Annotated in this window: 14 protein-coding genes and 1 riboswitch; of the genes, 10 read left to right on the plus strand and 4 right to left on the minus strand. The window is 48.9% G+C overall.

The annotated features are described in order from the left end of the window. The first annotated feature begins 69 nt into the window (after positions 1-69). The 6 genes from M3N64_RS10295 to msrA all read left to right on the plus strand — a co-directional run bounded on the left by M3N64_RS10295 (position 70) and on the right by msrA (position 5,513). Positions 70-1,071, plus strand: a complete 1,002-nt coding sequence (locus M3N64_RS10295) for an efflux RND transporter periplasmic adaptor subunit (RefSeq protein WP_249101961.1) — start codon at positions 70-72, stop codon at positions 1,069-1,071. Beyond that, the gene (locus M3N64_RS10300) at positions 1,068-1,754 is read left to right on the plus strand and encodes an ABC transporter ATP-binding protein (protein ID WP_283163409.1); all 687 of its coding nucleotides are present in this window, start codon (positions 1,068-1,070) and stop codon (positions 1,752-1,754) included. Before M3N64_RS10295 ends, M3N64_RS10300 begins: the two co-directional genes overlap by 4 nt. Continuing rightward, entirely contained in the window at positions 1,754-2,917 is a 1,164-nt protein-coding gene (locus M3N64_RS10305) for an ABC transporter permease (protein ID WP_249101963.1), read from the plus strand. Before M3N64_RS10300 ends, M3N64_RS10305 begins: the two co-directional genes overlap by 1 nt. A gap of 68 nt (positions 2,918-2,985) precedes the next feature. Next, positions 2,986-3,657 (plus strand): response regulator transcription factor, encoded by a 672-nt coding sequence (locus M3N64_RS10310; protein ID WP_249101964.1) that lies wholly within the window; start codon positions 2,986-2,988, stop codon positions 3,655-3,657. Positions 3,658-3,664: 7 nt separating this feature from the next. Continuing rightward, positions 3,665-4,996, plus strand: coding sequence for a sensor histidine kinase (locus M3N64_RS10315; protein ID WP_249101967.1), 1,332 nt, complete (start codon positions 3,665-3,667; stop codon positions 4,994-4,996). Continuing rightward, positions 4,980-5,513: a peptide-methionine (S)-S-oxide reductase MsrA gene (msrA, locus tag M3N64_RS10320; protein WP_249101971.1), complete on the plus strand. Its 534-nt coding sequence runs from the start codon at positions 4,980-4,982 to the stop codon at positions 5,511-5,513. Before M3N64_RS10315 ends, msrA begins: the two co-directional genes overlap by 17 nt. A 52-nt stretch (positions 5,514-5,565) precedes the next feature. Here the strand turns inward: msrA and M3N64_RS10325 are convergent, their stop codons facing one another. From M3N64_RS10325 to M3N64_RS10340, 4 genes are read right to left on the minus strand one after another with little or no spacing between them, the layout of a single operon-like run. Next, on the minus strand, positions 5,566-6,345 hold the full coding sequence (locus tag M3N64_RS10325) for a PHP domain-containing protein (protein WP_249101974.1): 780 nt from the start codon (positions 6,343-6,345) through the stop codon (positions 5,566-5,568). Positions 6,346-6,361: 16 nt separating this feature from the next. After that, a complete protein-coding gene (locus M3N64_RS10330) occupies positions 6,362-7,186 on the minus strand; it encodes an energy-coupling factor transporter transmembrane component T family protein (protein WP_249101977.1) in 825 nt (274 codons plus the stop codon). Then, the gene (locus M3N64_RS10335) at positions 7,153-8,907 is read right to left on the minus strand and encodes an ABC transporter ATP-binding protein (RefSeq protein ID WP_368389913.1); all 1,755 of its coding nucleotides are present in this window, start codon (positions 8,905-8,907) and stop codon (positions 7,153-7,155) included. Before M3N64_RS10335 ends, M3N64_RS10330 begins: the two co-directional genes overlap by 34 nt. Continuing rightward, entirely contained in the window at positions 8,867-9,739 is an 873-nt protein-coding gene (locus M3N64_RS10340; protein WP_249101980.1) for a DUF8171 family membrane protein, read from the minus strand. The genes M3N64_RS10335 and M3N64_RS10340 overlap by 41 nt, the downstream gene beginning before the upstream one ends. 185 nt (positions 9,740-9,924) lie before the next feature. Between M3N64_RS10340 and M3N64_RS10345 the strand changes: the two genes are divergently transcribed. The 4 genes from M3N64_RS10345 to M3N64_RS10360 all read left to right on the plus strand — a co-directional run bounded on the left by M3N64_RS10345 (position 9,925) and on the right by M3N64_RS10360 (position 15,282). Further along, positions 9,925-10,758: a MurR/RpiR family transcriptional regulator gene (locus tag M3N64_RS10345; RefSeq protein WP_249101982.1), complete on the plus strand. Its 834-nt coding sequence runs from the start codon at positions 9,925-9,927 to the stop codon at positions 10,756-10,758. Between the two features lie 151 nt (positions 10,759-10,909). Next, positions 10,910-11,023, plus strand: a riboswitch (SAM riboswitch). Between the two features lie 95 nt (positions 11,024-11,118). Then, the gene (locus tag M3N64_RS10350) at positions 11,119-12,240 is read left to right on the plus strand and encodes a PLP-dependent transferase (RefSeq protein ID WP_249101983.1); all 1,122 of its coding nucleotides are present in this window, start codon (positions 11,119-11,121) and stop codon (positions 12,238-12,240) included. Further along, complete coding sequence (gene metC / locus M3N64_RS10355; protein WP_249101985.1) at positions 12,233-13,420, plus strand: cystathionine beta-lyase; 1,188 nt, start codon at positions 12,233-12,235, stop codon at positions 13,418-13,420. The genes M3N64_RS10350 and metC overlap by 8 nt, the downstream gene beginning before the upstream one ends. Then, positions 13,420-15,282, plus strand: coding sequence for a bifunctional homocysteine S-methyltransferase/methylenetetrahydrofolate reductase (locus M3N64_RS10360; RefSeq protein ID WP_249101987.1), 1,863 nt, complete (start codon positions 13,420-13,422; stop codon positions 15,280-15,282). Before metC ends, M3N64_RS10360 begins: the two co-directional genes overlap by 1 nt. The last annotated feature ends 46 nt before the right edge of the window (positions 15,283-15,328 follow it).

Consider the following 15,328-nt stretch of genomic DNA (forward strand, 5'->3'; position numbering starts at 1 on the left):
AATTTTAAGAATCCTTCTATAAACTGATCCCATAAACTTGCTTGGAGAAGCAGCGGAGGGGTTAGGAAAATGAAGAAAAGCCTGATTTTCATTCTTATTGCAGTGGTTATTCTCGGTGGAGGAGGTGCGTTCTGGTATTTTTCACGGGACAAGTCGTCGGCAACGAGTGCGATGATTCCAACGACCACGGTTCAGAAAGGCACGATTTCAACAGATGTCAGCGGATCGGGAACGCTGACACCGGCAGTTGATGACGATGTCACCATTGATTCGGACGATGCCTCGAAAACGATTGACAGCATTTCAGTGTCAGAGGACGATACCGTAGAAAAAGGCGATACGCTGCTGACATTCACGGACGGAACCACTCTGACCGCTCCCCATTCAGGGACAATAACCAGCCTTAATGTGTATGAAGGAAGTCGGGTGAATGCCGGAACCAAGGTTGCCCATATTACTAATTACAGTGATTTGAATACGGTGCTTTCCATCGATGAACTGGACATTCCTAAGATTAAAAAAGGGCAGACCGTTAAGATCACGGTCAATGCGTACGAGAACAAAACATATAGCGGCAAAGTCACTTCAATTGCAAAGGAAGGCACGGATACAAACGGAACCGCCACATTTGATGTCACTGTTCATTTGTCCAGTTCGAAAGGACTCAAGGCAGGCATGACTACAACCGGCAACATTGTGCTTGAGAAGAAAACGAATGTGCTTTATTTGTCATCCGGAGCAGTTCACCAGAATCAGAATGGCTATTTCGTTTATCTGTCGAATGGTTCTTCTTCCGATAATCAGGAAACAGGACGCGCCGGCGGTATGGAAACCACACGCGGCAAGCAGCAGGCAGTAACGATCGGCATTCATAACGATCAATATATTGAAATTAAATCCGGACTGCAGGAAGGACAGGCTGTTCAGTTAAATGCAATCACAAAATCTTCAGGCAGCGGAAGCTCTGAAAACGGGCAGAATCAGTTTCAAATGATGCGTTCCATGAATGGCGGCGGCATGAACGGCGGAGGAACGATGCGCACCCAGAGTGGGGGAGGCAATCGCCCATGACCGAAGCGATGATCACAATGCATGGCATTGAGAAAAAGTATGAGCTCGGCGGAAGTGTGGTTCATGCATTGGATCACATTGATCTGACGATTGAAACTGGTGCTTTCGTCTCCATTATCGGGCCTTCAGGGTCGGGAAAGTCCACGTTGATGAATATGATGGGCTGTCTGGACAAACCGGATGCCGGACAATATACGTTGGGCGGAAGCCGTATCGACAGACTGAAGGACCGCGAACTGGCAGACATCCGCAATCAGAAAATTGGCTTTATCTTTCAGAATTTTAATCTGCTTGGAAAGCTGACAGCTGTGGAAAATGTGGAACTTCCGCTCATCTATCGCGGTGTGAAAAGTAAAGAACGACGCACGCGGGCGATGGAATGCCTGATGCGAGTCGGCCTTGAAGAACGCGCTGCCCACTTGCCAAGCCAGCTTTCAGGCGGCCAGCAGCAACGTGTCGCGATTGCCCGGGCGCTTGCCGGCGAACCGCAGATTCTGCTCGCCGATGAACCGACCGGAGCGCTGGACAGTAAAACGAGCGAAGAAATTATGCGTCTGCTGACTGAATTAAACGATAATGGGCGGACCATCGTTTTGATTACGCATGATTTGCACGTTGCACGCAAAGCAAAACGAACGGTCAGCATTCGTGATGGCAGGCTTCAGGAAGGTGAGCATATCTAATGAACTTTTTCACATCGATAAAAATGGCGATTCGTAACATTCAGGGGAACAAGCTGCGTTCGTTTCTGACCATGCTGGGCATCATCATCGGTGTATCTTCGGTTATTGCATTGCTGGCAATCGGCCAGGGGTCAAGTAAATCTGTTTCGGACAGCGTGAACAGTCTGGGAACGAACTTGATCACCGTCACGATTACGAATACGGATACACATTTTACAAAATCAAATTTAAATGAAGTGAAAGAGACGTCCGGTGTTAAGTCGGTCGCTCCGATACTCAGCGGCAGGGAAACGCTTGTGAACGGCAGCAATTCTTCAGAGTCCAGTATTACGGGAACGACATCAAGCTATCTGTCCATTCGCAAGCTTTCTGTAAAGGAAGGACGCTTTGTCACATCAATCGACGAGCAATTTCGCCAGAAGGTCGTTGTGCTTGGAAGCGATCTTGCGGATACACTGTTTGAAAATCAGTCGGCAGTTAACAAGTACGTCTTGATTGACGGTCAGCGCTATCTGGTTGTCGGCGTGCTGAACAGCAAAGGTGGGTCGATGGGGCAGAGCAGTGATGATTCCGCCTTTATTCCCTTTTCCACTGCGCAGCGCCTGATGAAAACAACGTATCTCACCCAGTTCTATGCGCAGGCGAATAATCAAAACTCCGTAAACTGGGCGATGGCAGGCATCAAACGTGTATTGAGCCAAACATACAGTGATTCAGATGATTACAGCGTTGTGAATCAGCAGGATGTGATGGATGCGATGAGCTCTGTGACTAGCACCATGACGCTGCTTCTTGCCGGGATCGCGGGCATTTCGCTCCTTGTCGGTGGCATTGGTATTATGAATATCATGCTTGTATCCGTGACCGAACGCACACGTGAAATCGGTATTCGTAAGGCAATCGGCGCGCGCAGGCGCGATATTATGCTTCAGTTTTTAATTGAAGCGGCCGTACTCAGCATGCTGGGCGGCATTATCGGTGTCGGTATCGGATTTGCTGCTTCTGAGATTTATGCGGCGGCGACAGGCGGAACGGTTGTGTATTCATTCCCGATCATGACAGCGGCCTTTCTTTTTTCCGCTCTTGTCGGCATCATATTCGGTGTCTTCCCGGCATATAAAGCATCGAAGTTGAACCCGATTGAGGCACTTCGTAATGAATAAAAACATCTGTTTATTGACAGATTCATGTACAATAGAGCTAAAAGCATGCAGCTGAGGAGGGTGCGGCGATGAGACTTCTTGTTGTTGAAGACAATCATTATCTGCTTCAGGAAATCGTCCGTCTGCTTTCGGATGAATATACAGTCGACTCGGCGGAAGACGGCGATGAAGCCCTCTATCTGGCCGAACAGAATATTTATGATGCGATCGTACTGGACGTTATGCTTCCCGGGATGGACGGTTTTGAAGTCACGGATCACATTCGGAAAAAGGGCATTGCGACCCCGATCATCTTTCTGACCGCACGCGATGCCGTTGACGACCGTGTAAAGGGGCTGAATCTGGGCGGCGATGATTATATTGTGAAACCCTTTCAAAATATGGAACTGAAAGCCCGTGTTGCAGCGATTTTACGACGCAGTTCACCGATGTCGCTGGACCATACTTTGCGCTATAAAGGCATTGAGATTGATAATAAACGTAAACAGATTAAAGTCAATGGCGATGTACTCTCATTCACAACAAAACAGTATGATCTGCTTGAGTATCTGGTGCAGAATGAGGATCAGATACTGACGCGCGAACAGATTTTCGACCGCATCTGGGGTTTTGATTCCGATACAACGGTCGGGATTGTTGAGGTCTATATTCATCAATTGCGGAAAAAGCTGAAAAAATACGCGTACGACGATGATATCCGGACAGTCCGGGGCATCGGCTATATGCTGACAGATAAGTGAGAAATCAATGACACTTTTTCGAAAAACGCTGATAAAACTGACGATCACCAATGCGGTCCTGCTGATTCTGCTGCTGAGTCTGCTGGGCGGTGCCATCTATTTCTATGAGCAGAACGTGACCTTTCGGGACAGCAATAAGACTCTGAAGGATGCGGCTTCAGGACGCTTGCTCCTTCTTCGGCGTAATCCTATTCAGGGTCAGGATCAGGGGGCGATGGATCAGCACCTGCGAAATCCCGGCTTTTACTGGGTGATCACGAGCAGCAGCAATGAACAGCTTCAATCCAGTATGGATGGTTTTCTTGGTACGGATGGAGCAAAACAGTTTTTTAAGCCTTTTTTAAATACGACCGGGAACGGTGTTTCTGAAAAAAAAGCTCATGGCAGGTATTATCATCTGCTGGTAAAAAAGGAAAAAATAAATGGACAATCATTGAAGATCATTTTCAGCATTGACGTGACACCAGAGAAAAATTTATTAAACACGCTGCGTATGATCATCCTGATTGGTCTTGCCACCGGAGCCGCTGTCTCAGTGGTGGCTGGTTATATTCTTGCCCGCCGCGCGCTTCGGCCGATTGAATCTGCCTGGGGCCGGCAGAATCGGTTTGTTGCCGATGCATCACATGAACTGCGGACACCGCTGTCTATTATTCAGCTGAAAATCGAAGGGCTGCTCAGGCAGCCGCGGCAGCAGGTCCAGGATGTCGGCGAAGATATTGCGATCATGCTGGACGAGACGCGGCGGCTGTCCAAGCTTGTGGCTAACCTGCTAACTCTGGCGCGTTCAGATGCAAACCGGCTGGAAGTCAATCCGGCACCGCTTGATCTTAGTGCCATGCTGAAGAAAGTGACTGAACCGTTTGCGGAGATGGCGGAGTTTGAAGAAAAAACCTTTACACTTGCTGGTACAGAAGAACCGATTTATATTAATGGAGATGAACAGCGCATCCATCAGCTGGTGGTTATCCTTTTGGATAATGCGATGAAATTCACACCGAAAGGCGGAAAGATTTCAGTCGCCTGTGTACGTGAGAACAGATATGCACGTTTATCGGTTTCTGACAACGGATGCGGCATTTCTGAGGACGATCTGAAACACATTTTTGATCGATTCTATCAGGCTGACGATGCGAGGACCGGACAAAAGGGTACGGGACTTGGGTTATCCATCGCGGAGTGGATCGTGCACAAGCATCGCGGGAAAATTGAAGTGTCCAGTCAGCTTGGCGAGGGAACGACTTTTTTTGTCCGCCTTCCTCTGATGAAGGATGAACCGGTAGATCAAGATCATCACGATCACCGTGAAGGAGAGAATGAAGATGACCGAAACGTTTGAAACAGCGACATTTGCCGGAGGCTGCTTCTGGTGCATGGTCAAGCCTTTCGATACATTGCCCGGAATTAAGCAGGTGGTCTCAGGCTATACAGGAGGAACTGTCGAAAACCCGACTTATGAACAGGTGAAAAGCGGAACAACCGGTCATATGGAAGCCGTACAGATCCGGTTTGAGCCAGATATTTTTCCTTATGAAAAACTGCTCGAACTGTACTGGACGCAAATTGATCCGACCGATGACGGCGGACAGTTCTTCGATCGGGGCCCCAACTACCGGACCGCGATCTTTTATCACAGTGAATTGCAGCGCGTTGCGGCAGAACAATCAAAAAGAGAATTGGCGGCAAGCGGGCGCTTTCTTAAACCTATCGTGACCCGTATACTTCCGGCAGCGCCGTTCTATCCCGCCGAAGAAGAACATCAGAAGTTTTACCAGAAACACCCCGAGCGTTATAAAGCCGAACGTATCGAATCCGGACGCGATGACTTTATCCGCAAAACCTGGGGACAGAATTGAAAAACCACTTTCGCAGATTTGTGCGAAAGTGGTTTTGATTTAATAAAAGAACTCAGGAATTGACGTGCACAGCTTTGCCTTTTTCAAGCAGCTGCTTGACCAGTTTTTTGATTAGAGTGGCTGATTTGACGCGCAGCTTCAGGTCATCCGAGATTCGAATGGAGAAATTGCCGCTGTGCACCGCAGCCTTCAGATCGTCAATGGTCGCGCAATTTTCCGGCAATGTGTTGATCACCGTTCCGTACTGCATGAACTGATGCGTATCGCTGCCACCGGTCACCGGAAGCCCGAGCCTTTCGGCAAACCCATATACTTTGCTGCGATTTTCATCGACGCCGATTGAGTACAAATCTTTTCCGTTCAGGTCCAGTGCGTCAAGACGCTTGAGCTGCTCAGGCGCGTGCTGTGTCAGCGGCGTTGCCGGACGGAACGGATGGGCGCCGATCTTCAGCACGTTGTACTGTTCTGCCAGGTCCATCAGCGCGCTGAACGGCAGGAAGTCTTCCTTGCCGAGATGATTTTTCAGCGTCCGGAACATAGCGGCGACATTTTCCCGGCGGCTGATCAGCAGAATGTGGCTGACTTCGCGGACATCAACCTCCATGCCGGGGAAAATTTTCAGGCCATCCGCATCATAATAGTCTTGAACATAATCGAAGTGATCGTCAAGATACTGGTAGACGGTTTCCAGACTGGATGTGTTAAAGTGCTCGGTGAGGGCGATGGCATCAAGTCCGGCGAGCTTTGCTTCATGGATCATTTCCTTAAAATAGTCCGGTGAAAAGTCGGACTTTTTGGCTACTTTGACATGCGTATGAAAATCAATATTCAATGTACGTCCATCCCCCTTATAGTTGAATATAGTGACCGATGATAAAAATGAACACAAGATAGATCAGTGAAAGTAATAAAAACAGATAATCGTTTCTGCCAATCTTTAATTTGGCCAGCTTCAGTTTTTTCACCTGTGGTGTGCTGAAAGCGTACGCACCACCTTTGGTTTCCAAAGCTTCAACGGTTGTCCGGGCGCGTTTTGCCATGCTGAGCAGCAATGGATAAAAGGATTTCATTGCTAATCGGACAAAGTAAGCAGCCGAGCGCCAGTAGAAAATGCCGTGCTTCTCAGGACTTTTCCCTCTGAGCCGGTAAGACATGAAAATATGATTGTACTCGTCAAACAGATTTGGCAGCATTCGGTAGCCATAGGAGATGCTGAAGGAAACCTGTCCCGGAACGCCGATGCTCATCAAACCTTCGCCAAGCCGTTCAGGACTCATGGAACAGAACGTGGTCATACTGGCAAGTGAAATGACCGACAGTTTCATGGTCAGCATTAGGAGCGGGACCACAATGCTGAGATTGCCGCCAAAGAACAGCGCCGCGATCAGCATGTAGCCACTTTCACCCAGCAGGCCGAGAATCAGGATAAAAATAACCAGCCGGCTGACCCTGGTCATGATGGTTGTTGCAATGACAAACAGCAGCAGACCGGCCAGAATCGTTTTACTGTAAATGAACCAGGGGGCGATGCCAAAGAGCATATACCAGATGAACAGAGTGCGCGGGTCCAGTCTTGCGATCAGCGTCCGATCATTGCCGTATGCTGTATTCAGGAGCTCGACTTTGATCTGTTCGAAGCTTATTTTGTCTGCGAAATTTTTGACGGCTGCCATTTGCTGCCCTCCTTCCTGAAGCGGCGAACGAATGAATCAACTGAATAGGCCACTGGTTTTACACCGAGCGCGAGACTGAGTTTGACAATTTGCGGCGGAAACAGTCCGGCTTTATCCATCAGTGCGGGATTTGCGAACAGTTCTTCTTTTCTCCCATCGAAAATGATCTGACCGTGATGAAGGACAATGACCCGGGTTGCCCACTCACTGACAAGCTGCATGTCATGCGTAGCGATCATTACCAGGTCAATCCTTTCTTTTAACTTGACAATGAATTGTGTCAGATGCTTGCGGGTCGCCATATCAAGATTTGCCGTCGGTTCATCAAGCAGGATCACCGAAGGCTCCATCGCCGCACCGATGGCGAGCGATGCCCGCCGCTGCTGCCCGCCGCTCATCAGGCGGCTGTCCTTATCCTGCAGATCGACTAAATGAAACTGGTCCAGAATTTCGTCGATTTTTGCCTCGTATCCGGCGATTTTTCGTTCGCGCGGATAGAAAGCAATATCTTTTCGAACCGAATCATCAATAAACATCTCTTCAGGATTTTGATAAATATAAGCCACCTGATCAGCGATGCGTTCTGGATGAGTTGCGGTCACCGAGAGTGATCCGATTCTCAGAATGCCGCTGTCGGGTTTTTTCACGCCGGTGATCAGGCGCATCAATGTCGATTTGCCTGCACCGTTATTTCCAACGACGGCCACCTGTTCACTTTTATAGAGCATAAGATTTATATTTTTCAGAATCTGTACACGTGTGCGGTCCATCCTCTTGTAAGAGAAATTAATGTCTTCAAAAGTGACGATGGGTTCTTCCGCGGACGGCTTGTGTTCTGATCGAACGTCGTCTGCATGCTGCATGGCTTTTTCACCAAAAAAGCGAATCCCTTCATCAAGGGTAACGGGAACGGGTTCACCAGCGCTCAGCCGGCATGCGGCCTGTGCCACCTGCGGTGGATAAATATTGAGCTCCGTTAACAGATCCACTTCGGCAAGAGCTTCGCGCACGGTTTTTTTCCAGATGATCGCGCCCTGATTCAGCAGCAGTACATTTTTGCAATACTCGGCAATGAATTCGGTGTGATGCTCAATTGTGATAATTGTTTTTCCAAATTGCTCGTTCAGCGTTTTCAGTACATCATAAATTTCTTTGGCATGATAGGGGTCAAGCTGTGCGGTTGGTTCATCAATGACAATAATATCAGGGTCCATGGCCAGACATCCGGCCAGTGCAAGCAGGTGCTTCTGTCCGCCGCTCAACTGCCAGACAAATTCATCTTCCAGATGATCCAGACCAACAATCTTCAATGCGCGCCGTCCGCGCTGCAGGTAATCGGCCTTGCCATAGTTGAGCGGTGCGAACGATACGTCATCGAGAACGCGTGCCTGAACGAGTTGATTTTCAAAGTCCTGGAAGACATACCCGACATGACAGGAAAGTTTTGCCACACTGCTTGTTCGGGTGTCCTGTCCGCAGACTGTTACAGTGCCTTCAAAATCTCCGGAATAAAAATGGGGGATCAGCCCATTAAACAACTTGCACAGCGTAGATTTACCGCTGCCGTTGCTGCCGATCACCGCAAGAAATTCACCCTTTTCAATAGTGAAATTTATCTTTTTCAGAACAGCGGCATCTTCCCCCGGATAGTGGAAGGTGACCTGTTCAGTTCGGATCAGTTCATTCATTGACTGCGTTGCCTTTGTTTCTGTTTTTTGCACTAAGCATCAGGATCACCGCAAGCGCCGCAACCGCCGCGGCAACTGCAAGACTGATGAAAATGGCCGTATTGCCAAATTTATCAACAAAATCCGCTTCCCATTCAAAGACATTGATTCCGGCTTCGGACAGGAATTCGAAGCCCATGCCTACAGCTGAAAGCAGGATGCCTCCGGCGATAAAGCGCGGCGTCAGGATGCTGCTGATCGGATAGGATGTTTTGTTGTCACGTGGCTTCATGCCAAGCAATGGTTCGATTTTGCCGTACAGGCGCGGAACGAGATACAGCGTCGGCAGAAGTGCGAAGAGGATACCTGAAAACAGGACATCGTTCAGAAAAGAGAACCCTTCAATGGCTACGACACTTTCAGGAAGTCCGGGAACGGCTTCGAAATCCTCGACACCGATCCACACTTTCATGATGTCAGAGATCATATTCAGAAATTGATGGATGGCCACACCGGTAATGGCGGCAATGCCGACTTGAATTTTGTTTTTCGGATTGTTGACAATCAGTCCGGCGACACACATCGCAAGTGTGAAAAGCACCAGTTTTTCAATTTCGCCGAATCCGCCGAACTGGCCGAGCATAATTTCGCCGAAAATAATTTCACCGACAGACGCACCGAGTGCTGCATAAAACGGATGGAAAAGGATGCATAAGGTGAGTGGAATAAATGCGAAATACTCAATTGAAAAATTGACAGGACCGATGTTAAATTCCGGCACAAGTTCAGTAATCATGTTGGATAGGCCGTATAATGACATGGACAAGATAAAAACCATCATTTTCTGGGGCTGGGTCAGCGTGTAGCGTTCTTTGATTTGAGCCATGTGTTCATTGTCCCTCCTGTTTTTAACTTCTCTTGTAGTATAGAGAATCACTGTTAACCAACCGTACCGGCTATGTGAATCTATTGTAAATAAAATATTATTTTATATAAAAATGTAATTTTATTTTCATGTCCGTTCGAAAAAGGCTGTCTGTCTGCTATGATCAATGCAAAGAAGGTGATTGGATGAACCGCAGGTTAATCAATGTCAGTCAGCTGTCGCCCACACATCTGAAAATTGCTCAATGGCTGCAGCATAATGAATCAGCAGTCATGTTGCTGACGGAAAAAGAAATTGCCAGAGAGTCCGGGGTCAGCATTGCCTCTGTATCCCGATTCTGGTCGATGATCGGTTTTAAAAATCTGAAAGAGTATAAGCAAAAATTAAGAGAAGATCTTGAAGTGACACCGGCAAAAAAAATGATGAACACGATTGGTGATCTGGAGCATACGCCGCTGCAGCTTCATCATCTGAACAAAAGCATCCAGCTGCTTCAGGTGACATTAAATCATTTTAATAAAATCCATTTTGAACAGGCGGTTTCGCTGATTCAGAAAACTGCCGGGCTGTATATCTATGCACCGGGACCCTCCATTGGTCTGGCAGAATTATTAAAGCATCGTTTATCGCGTTTCGGCATATCGGTAATGATTTTGCACAGATGGGGAAGTGAGCTGCTCGAGGATTTGATTCATCTTCATCATGAGTGTGTGGTGCTGATTTTTGCTTTTTCACGGATTTTAAAAGAAGGGGAGGTACTGCTTGACCATGCACAGTCTGCGGGATACAGGACAATCATTATCACGGATCAGCCCGTGCTGCGCACCCCGCATGCTTTCGATGTGCTTCTGTATGCCGATCGCGGGGAACGGGATGAGTTTCATTCAATGATCGCTGCCACCTATTTAATAGAAAACCTGATTCTTGCAGTCGGCGAACGGCAGAAAAAGGAAAACCTGCAGCGGCTTGAGGAATTGAGTACGCTGCGAAAGAAATACAAAGATGATCTGCCAAGGTGAACAGTTTTAAAACGCTTTTTGGCGCAGTCGCATCGGACTATACGGAAGCAGTCTGAACTCAGCGGACGTGCTTTTTCAGAACAAATAAACCTTGAAAAAAAACACTGACTAGTGTACACTACTAAACAACAACTGAACGAAGCAATTTTAATTCTTATCAAGAGAAGCCGAGGGACTGGCCCAATGACGCTTCAGCAACCGTCGCAGCAGCACGCGCGACAAGGTGCTAATTCCAGCAGACCGTCTCGGGTCTGAGGGATAAGAAGAAACGCAGAGCACAAAGCCTTCTTCTTATCGAGGAAGGCTTTTTATTTGCGCTGTTTTCGGTGAAAAAATGCTTAAATGGAGAGGACATGTGCGATGGCATCATACAAAACGGAAACGAAACTGACACAGATCGGAAATGGATTCGATGAGCTGGGCGCTGTTAATGCGCCAATCTATCTATCTACGGCTTATAAGCATCAGGGGATCGGTATTTCAAAAGGTTATGACTATACACGGACCGGGAATCCGACACGTTCCATTCTGGAGAAAGCAATTGCCGATATTGAGGGCGGTCAGGAAGGGTTCGCATGCAGTTCGGGAATGAGCGCCATTCAGCTCGTATTCTCATTATTCAGCTCAGGCGACCATATTATTGCCTCGAGAGATTTATATGGCGGCACGTTCCGTCTCTTTGAAATACTTAAAAATCAATATCATCTGTCCTTTTCCTATTGGGACGGCGAAAATCCTGATGATTTGGCGAACCTTGTCTGTCCCGAAACGAAGGCGATATTCATTGAAACGCCGACAAATCCACTGATGCATGAAGTCGATCTGTCTGAAATATCCGGCATCGCAAAACGAAATGAGCTGCTGCTGATCGTTGACAACACTTTTTATACGCCGGTTTTACAACGGCCGATTGAGCACGGCGCCGATATCGTGATCCACAGTGCGACCAAGTATCTGGCTGGACATAATGACGTTCTGGCTGGCCTTGTCGTGTCGAATCAGACAAAAATTACGGAAAGATTGCGCCTCTATCATAATTCATGTGGGGTTGTGCTCGGCCCCTTTGATTCCTGGCTGGTCATCCGCGGTCTTAAGACACTGGCACTGCGGATGCGTCAGCATCAGGACAATGCACGCCGGATTGCCGATTATCTTGAGAAACAGCCGCTGGTCAGCAGAGTGCTGTATCCGGGCAAGGGCGGCATGCTCAGTTTTGAACTGGCTTCGCCAAAGCAAGTGGAGCCGTTCCTTACGGCGCTTCGGCTGATCACTTTCGCAGAAAGTCTGGGCGGTGTTGAGAGTCTCATTACGTATCCGGCAACACAGACTCATGCGGACATTCCCGAAGCACTGCGTCTGGAATACGGCCTGAGCAACGCACTGCTCCGTCTGTCCACGGGAATTGAACATCCGGATGATTTGATCGACGATCTTAAGCAGGCCTTTCAGAAGCTGAAGAGAGGGGTGGCAGCGCATGAGTAAAAACTATCATTTTTCTACAAAACTGATTAAAGAAACGGTAGGTGTCGATCCGCAAACCGGGTCGGCCAATGTACCCGTTTATTTGTCATCGACTTTTCATCAAAAGGATTTCGATCACTTTGGAAAATATGATTACACACGCTCAGGCAATCCGACGCGGGAAGCACTGGAAGACGCTATCGCCTCGCTTGAAGGCGGCGTGCGCGGGTTCGCATTTGCTTCCGGTATGGCGGCGATTTCAACAGCGTTTCTTTTGCTGTCCGCAGGGGATCATGCCATTGTTCCGAAAAATGTCTACGGGGGTACCTTCCGTATTCTGACCCAGGTGCTCGGGCGGTTCGGTATTGAACACACGTTTGTTGATACGACTCGTCCTGATGCGATTGAGGAGGCGATTCGCCCGAATACTAAAGTGATTTATGTGGAGACCCCTTCGAATCCGACATTGCGTGTGACCGATATTCGTGCTGTTGTACGGCTGGCGAAAGCACATCGATGTTGGACGTTCGTCGATAACACGTTTATGACACCGGTTTTTCAGAAGCCACTTGAATTTGGCGCTGATCTGGTGCTGCACAGCGCGACGAAATTCATCTCCGGGCATAGCGATGTTGTGGCAGGTCTCGCAGTTGCAGGCTCCAAAGCGATTGCTGATCGTCTTTACTTTTTGCAAAACGCACTTGGCGCTGTGCTGGGCGTACAGGATTCCTGGCTGCTGCTTCGCGGACTGAAAACGCTTGATGTACGTATTCGCAAGTCCGCGGATTCCGCACGGCGTATCGCCGGATTTTTCGCTGCGCAGCCGGATGTTCGACATGTCTTTTATCCTGGTCTTCCTGAGCATTCTGGCTTCGCGCTGCAGGCTGAACAAGCTACTTCAGGCGGAGCGGTGCTTTCGTTTGAACTTGAAAACGAAGAGTGCGCGCGGATTTTTGTCAATCATGTGCAGCTTCCTGTTTTTGCGGTCAGTCTTGGTGCAGTGGAATCTATCCTCTCCTATCCGCCGCGAATGTCGCATGCAGAACTCAATGAAGAAGAACGTGAAAAGGCGGGAATTGGCAGCGGACTGCTGCGCCTGTCCGTCGGTCTTGAAGATGCCGAAGATTTGATCCAGGATTTCAGCAATGCGCTTGGTTGTGTGCGCACTCAGCGGCAGGTGACAGTAAGGGGCGAAGAGTGATGCGGCAATCCATTCGGGATGAATTGAAAAAGCGAATACTGATCGGCGACGGCGCAATGGGGACATTGCTCTATTCTTATGGTATTGACCGATGTTTTGAAGAACTGAATGTATCACAGGCAGAGGAGGTGGAACATGTCCATGAAGCGTATATCAGCGCGGGAGCGGATGTGATTCAGACCAATTCCTATGGTGCAAACCGAACCAAGCTTGCAAGATACGGCCTTGAGCGTGAAGTGGACCGTTTTAATCGCGCGGCCGTGCGGCTGGCAAAGCAGGCGGCTAATCCGGATACTTATGTATTGGGCACGATTGGCGGCATCCGTGGTTTTCAGAAACAATCTTTATCGCTCAGTGACATTGGTACCGGTTTCCGAGAACAGGCGACCGCGCTGCTCGATGAAGGTGTCGACGGTCTGCTGCTTGAAACCTATTATGATTTTGATGAACTGCGCCATGTGCTGCAGATCGCACGGAGCATGACTGATTTGCCGATTGCTGCTCATGTATCGATGCAGGAACCCGGTGTGCTCATGAACGGTTTGGCGCTGCCTGAAGCGCTGACACAGCTGGAAGCACTCGGTGCGGACATTGTCGGAACCAACTGCCGGCTTGGCCCTTTTCATATGATTGAAGCACTGCGAGGCATCCCGCTTCCCGGAAAAGCATTCCTTTCCGCCTATCCGAACAGCAGTCTGCCTGATTATCGGGATGGCAAGTTGCTTTATGAAAACGAACCTGAATATTTTAAAAGATATGCGGTGGATTTCCGAAATGAAGGGGTGCGGCTGCTTGGCGGCTGCTGCGGCACGACACCAGTGCAGATTCGAGCATTTAAGGAAGGCATCTCGGAACTCGAACCTCTCGAATCCAAAGTGGTGGCGGAACGCCCTAAAGCCATTGAAGTACACATACATGATAAAGCGCCCGAATCGCCACTTTATCAGAAGGTGATGAGCGGGCGGTCCGTTTTTGTGGAATTTGATCCACCGCGCCACTTGAATACAGACAGCTTTTTTAAAGGCATCAAGGCACTGGAGGAGGCAGGCGCAGACGCGGTGACGATGGCGGACAACTCGCTTGCATCGCCGCGCATCAGCAACGCTGCTGTCGGCAAGCTGATCAAAGACAGGTTCCGCGTGCCGCCGCTCGTTCATCTGACGTGTCGCGACCGCAATCTGATCGGTCTGCAGTCGCATCTTCTCGGTCTGCACGTGCTCGGTCTGCACGATCTGCTTGTCGTGACCGGCGACCCGACAAAAATCGGTGATTTTCCAGGAGCAACCTCTGTATATGATGTATCCTCAATGGAACTGATCAAGCTGATCAAGCAATTCAACCGCGGCGTTTCCTATTCAGGCAAAAGCCTGAAGGAAGCAACCCGGTTTCGGGTAGCGGGCGCTTTTAATCCGAATGTACGTAATCTGGATCGTGCCATACAAAGGCTGAAGCGTAAAGCGGAATGCGGCGCGGATTATTTCATCTCGCAGCCAGTTTTCGATAAGGAGCGGATTATTGAAATCAGCAAGGCAACGCGCGAGGTATCCGCACCGATCTACATTGGAATCATGCCGCTGACTTCAGCACGAAATGCCGAATTTCTGCACAACGAGGTGCCGGGCATCCGCCTGCCCGATGATGTCCGCGTACGTATGGCAAAGGCCAGGGGAAAAGAAGAAGCTCGCCGCGTGAGTCTGGCAATTTGTCGTGAACTGATTGACACCGCGATGGAACATTTCCGTGGTATCTATCTGATCACGCCAATGGGCCATTATTCGATGAGTGTTGAACTGGTTAACTATATCAAGCAAAAAGAAAGGATGCTGGCTGTCCAGAGAAACGGAGCGGGCGCGACTTTGTAAAAGATACAGGTAACCGTCTTTACTTCTGATTTTGAAGAATTTTTTT

Origin of the sequence: Sporolactobacillus mangiferae, assembly GCF_023336505.1 — a bacterium.
In the GTDB taxonomy this organism is placed as follows: Bacteria; Bacillota; Bacilli; order Bacillales; family Sporolactobacillaceae; genus Sporolactobacillus; species Sporolactobacillus mangiferae.

Excerpts from the sequence above, each read along its gene's own strand:
- M3N64_RS10295 (WP_249101961.1), top strand. The coding sequence starts at position 70 with ATGAAGAAAAGCCTGATTTTCATTCTTATTGCAGTGGTTATTCTCGGT.
- M3N64_RS10300 (WP_283163409.1), top strand. The coding sequence starts at position 1,068 with ATGACCGAAGCGATGATCACAATGCATGGCATTGAGAAAAAGTATGAG.
- M3N64_RS10305 (WP_249101963.1), top strand. The coding sequence starts at position 1,754 with ATGAACTTTTTCACATCGATAAAAATGGCGATTCGTAACATTCAGGGG.
- M3N64_RS10310 (WP_249101964.1), top strand. The coding sequence starts at position 2,986 with ATGAGACTTCTTGTTGTTGAAGACAATCATTATCTGCTTCAGGAAATC.
- M3N64_RS10315 (WP_249101967.1), top strand. The coding sequence starts at position 3,665 with ATGACACTTTTTCGAAAAACGCTGATAAAACTGACGATCACCAATGCG.
- msrA (WP_249101971.1), top strand. The coding sequence starts at position 4,980 with ATGACCGAAACGTTTGAAACAGCGACATTTGCCGGAGGCTGCTTCTGG.
- M3N64_RS10330 (WP_249101977.1), bottom strand. The coding sequence starts at position 7,186 with ATGGCAGCCGTCAAAAATTTCGCAGACAAAATAAGCTTCGAACAGATC.
- M3N64_RS10340 (WP_249101980.1), bottom strand. The coding sequence starts at position 9,739 with ATGGCTCAAATCAAAGAACGCTACACGCTGACCCAGCCCCAGAAAATG.
- M3N64_RS10345 (WP_249101982.1), top strand. The coding sequence starts at position 9,925 with ATGAACCGCAGGTTAATCAATGTCAGTCAGCTGTCGCCCACACATCTG.
- M3N64_RS10350 (WP_249101983.1), top strand. The coding sequence starts at position 11,119 with ATGGCATCATACAAAACGGAAACGAAACTGACACAGATCGGAAATGGA.
- metC (WP_249101985.1), top strand. The coding sequence starts at position 12,233 with ATGAGTAAAAACTATCATTTTTCTACAAAACTGATTAAAGAAACGGTA.
- M3N64_RS10360 (WP_249101987.1), top strand. The coding sequence starts at position 13,420 with ATGCGGCAATCCATTCGGGATGAATTGAAAAAGCGAATACTGATCGGC.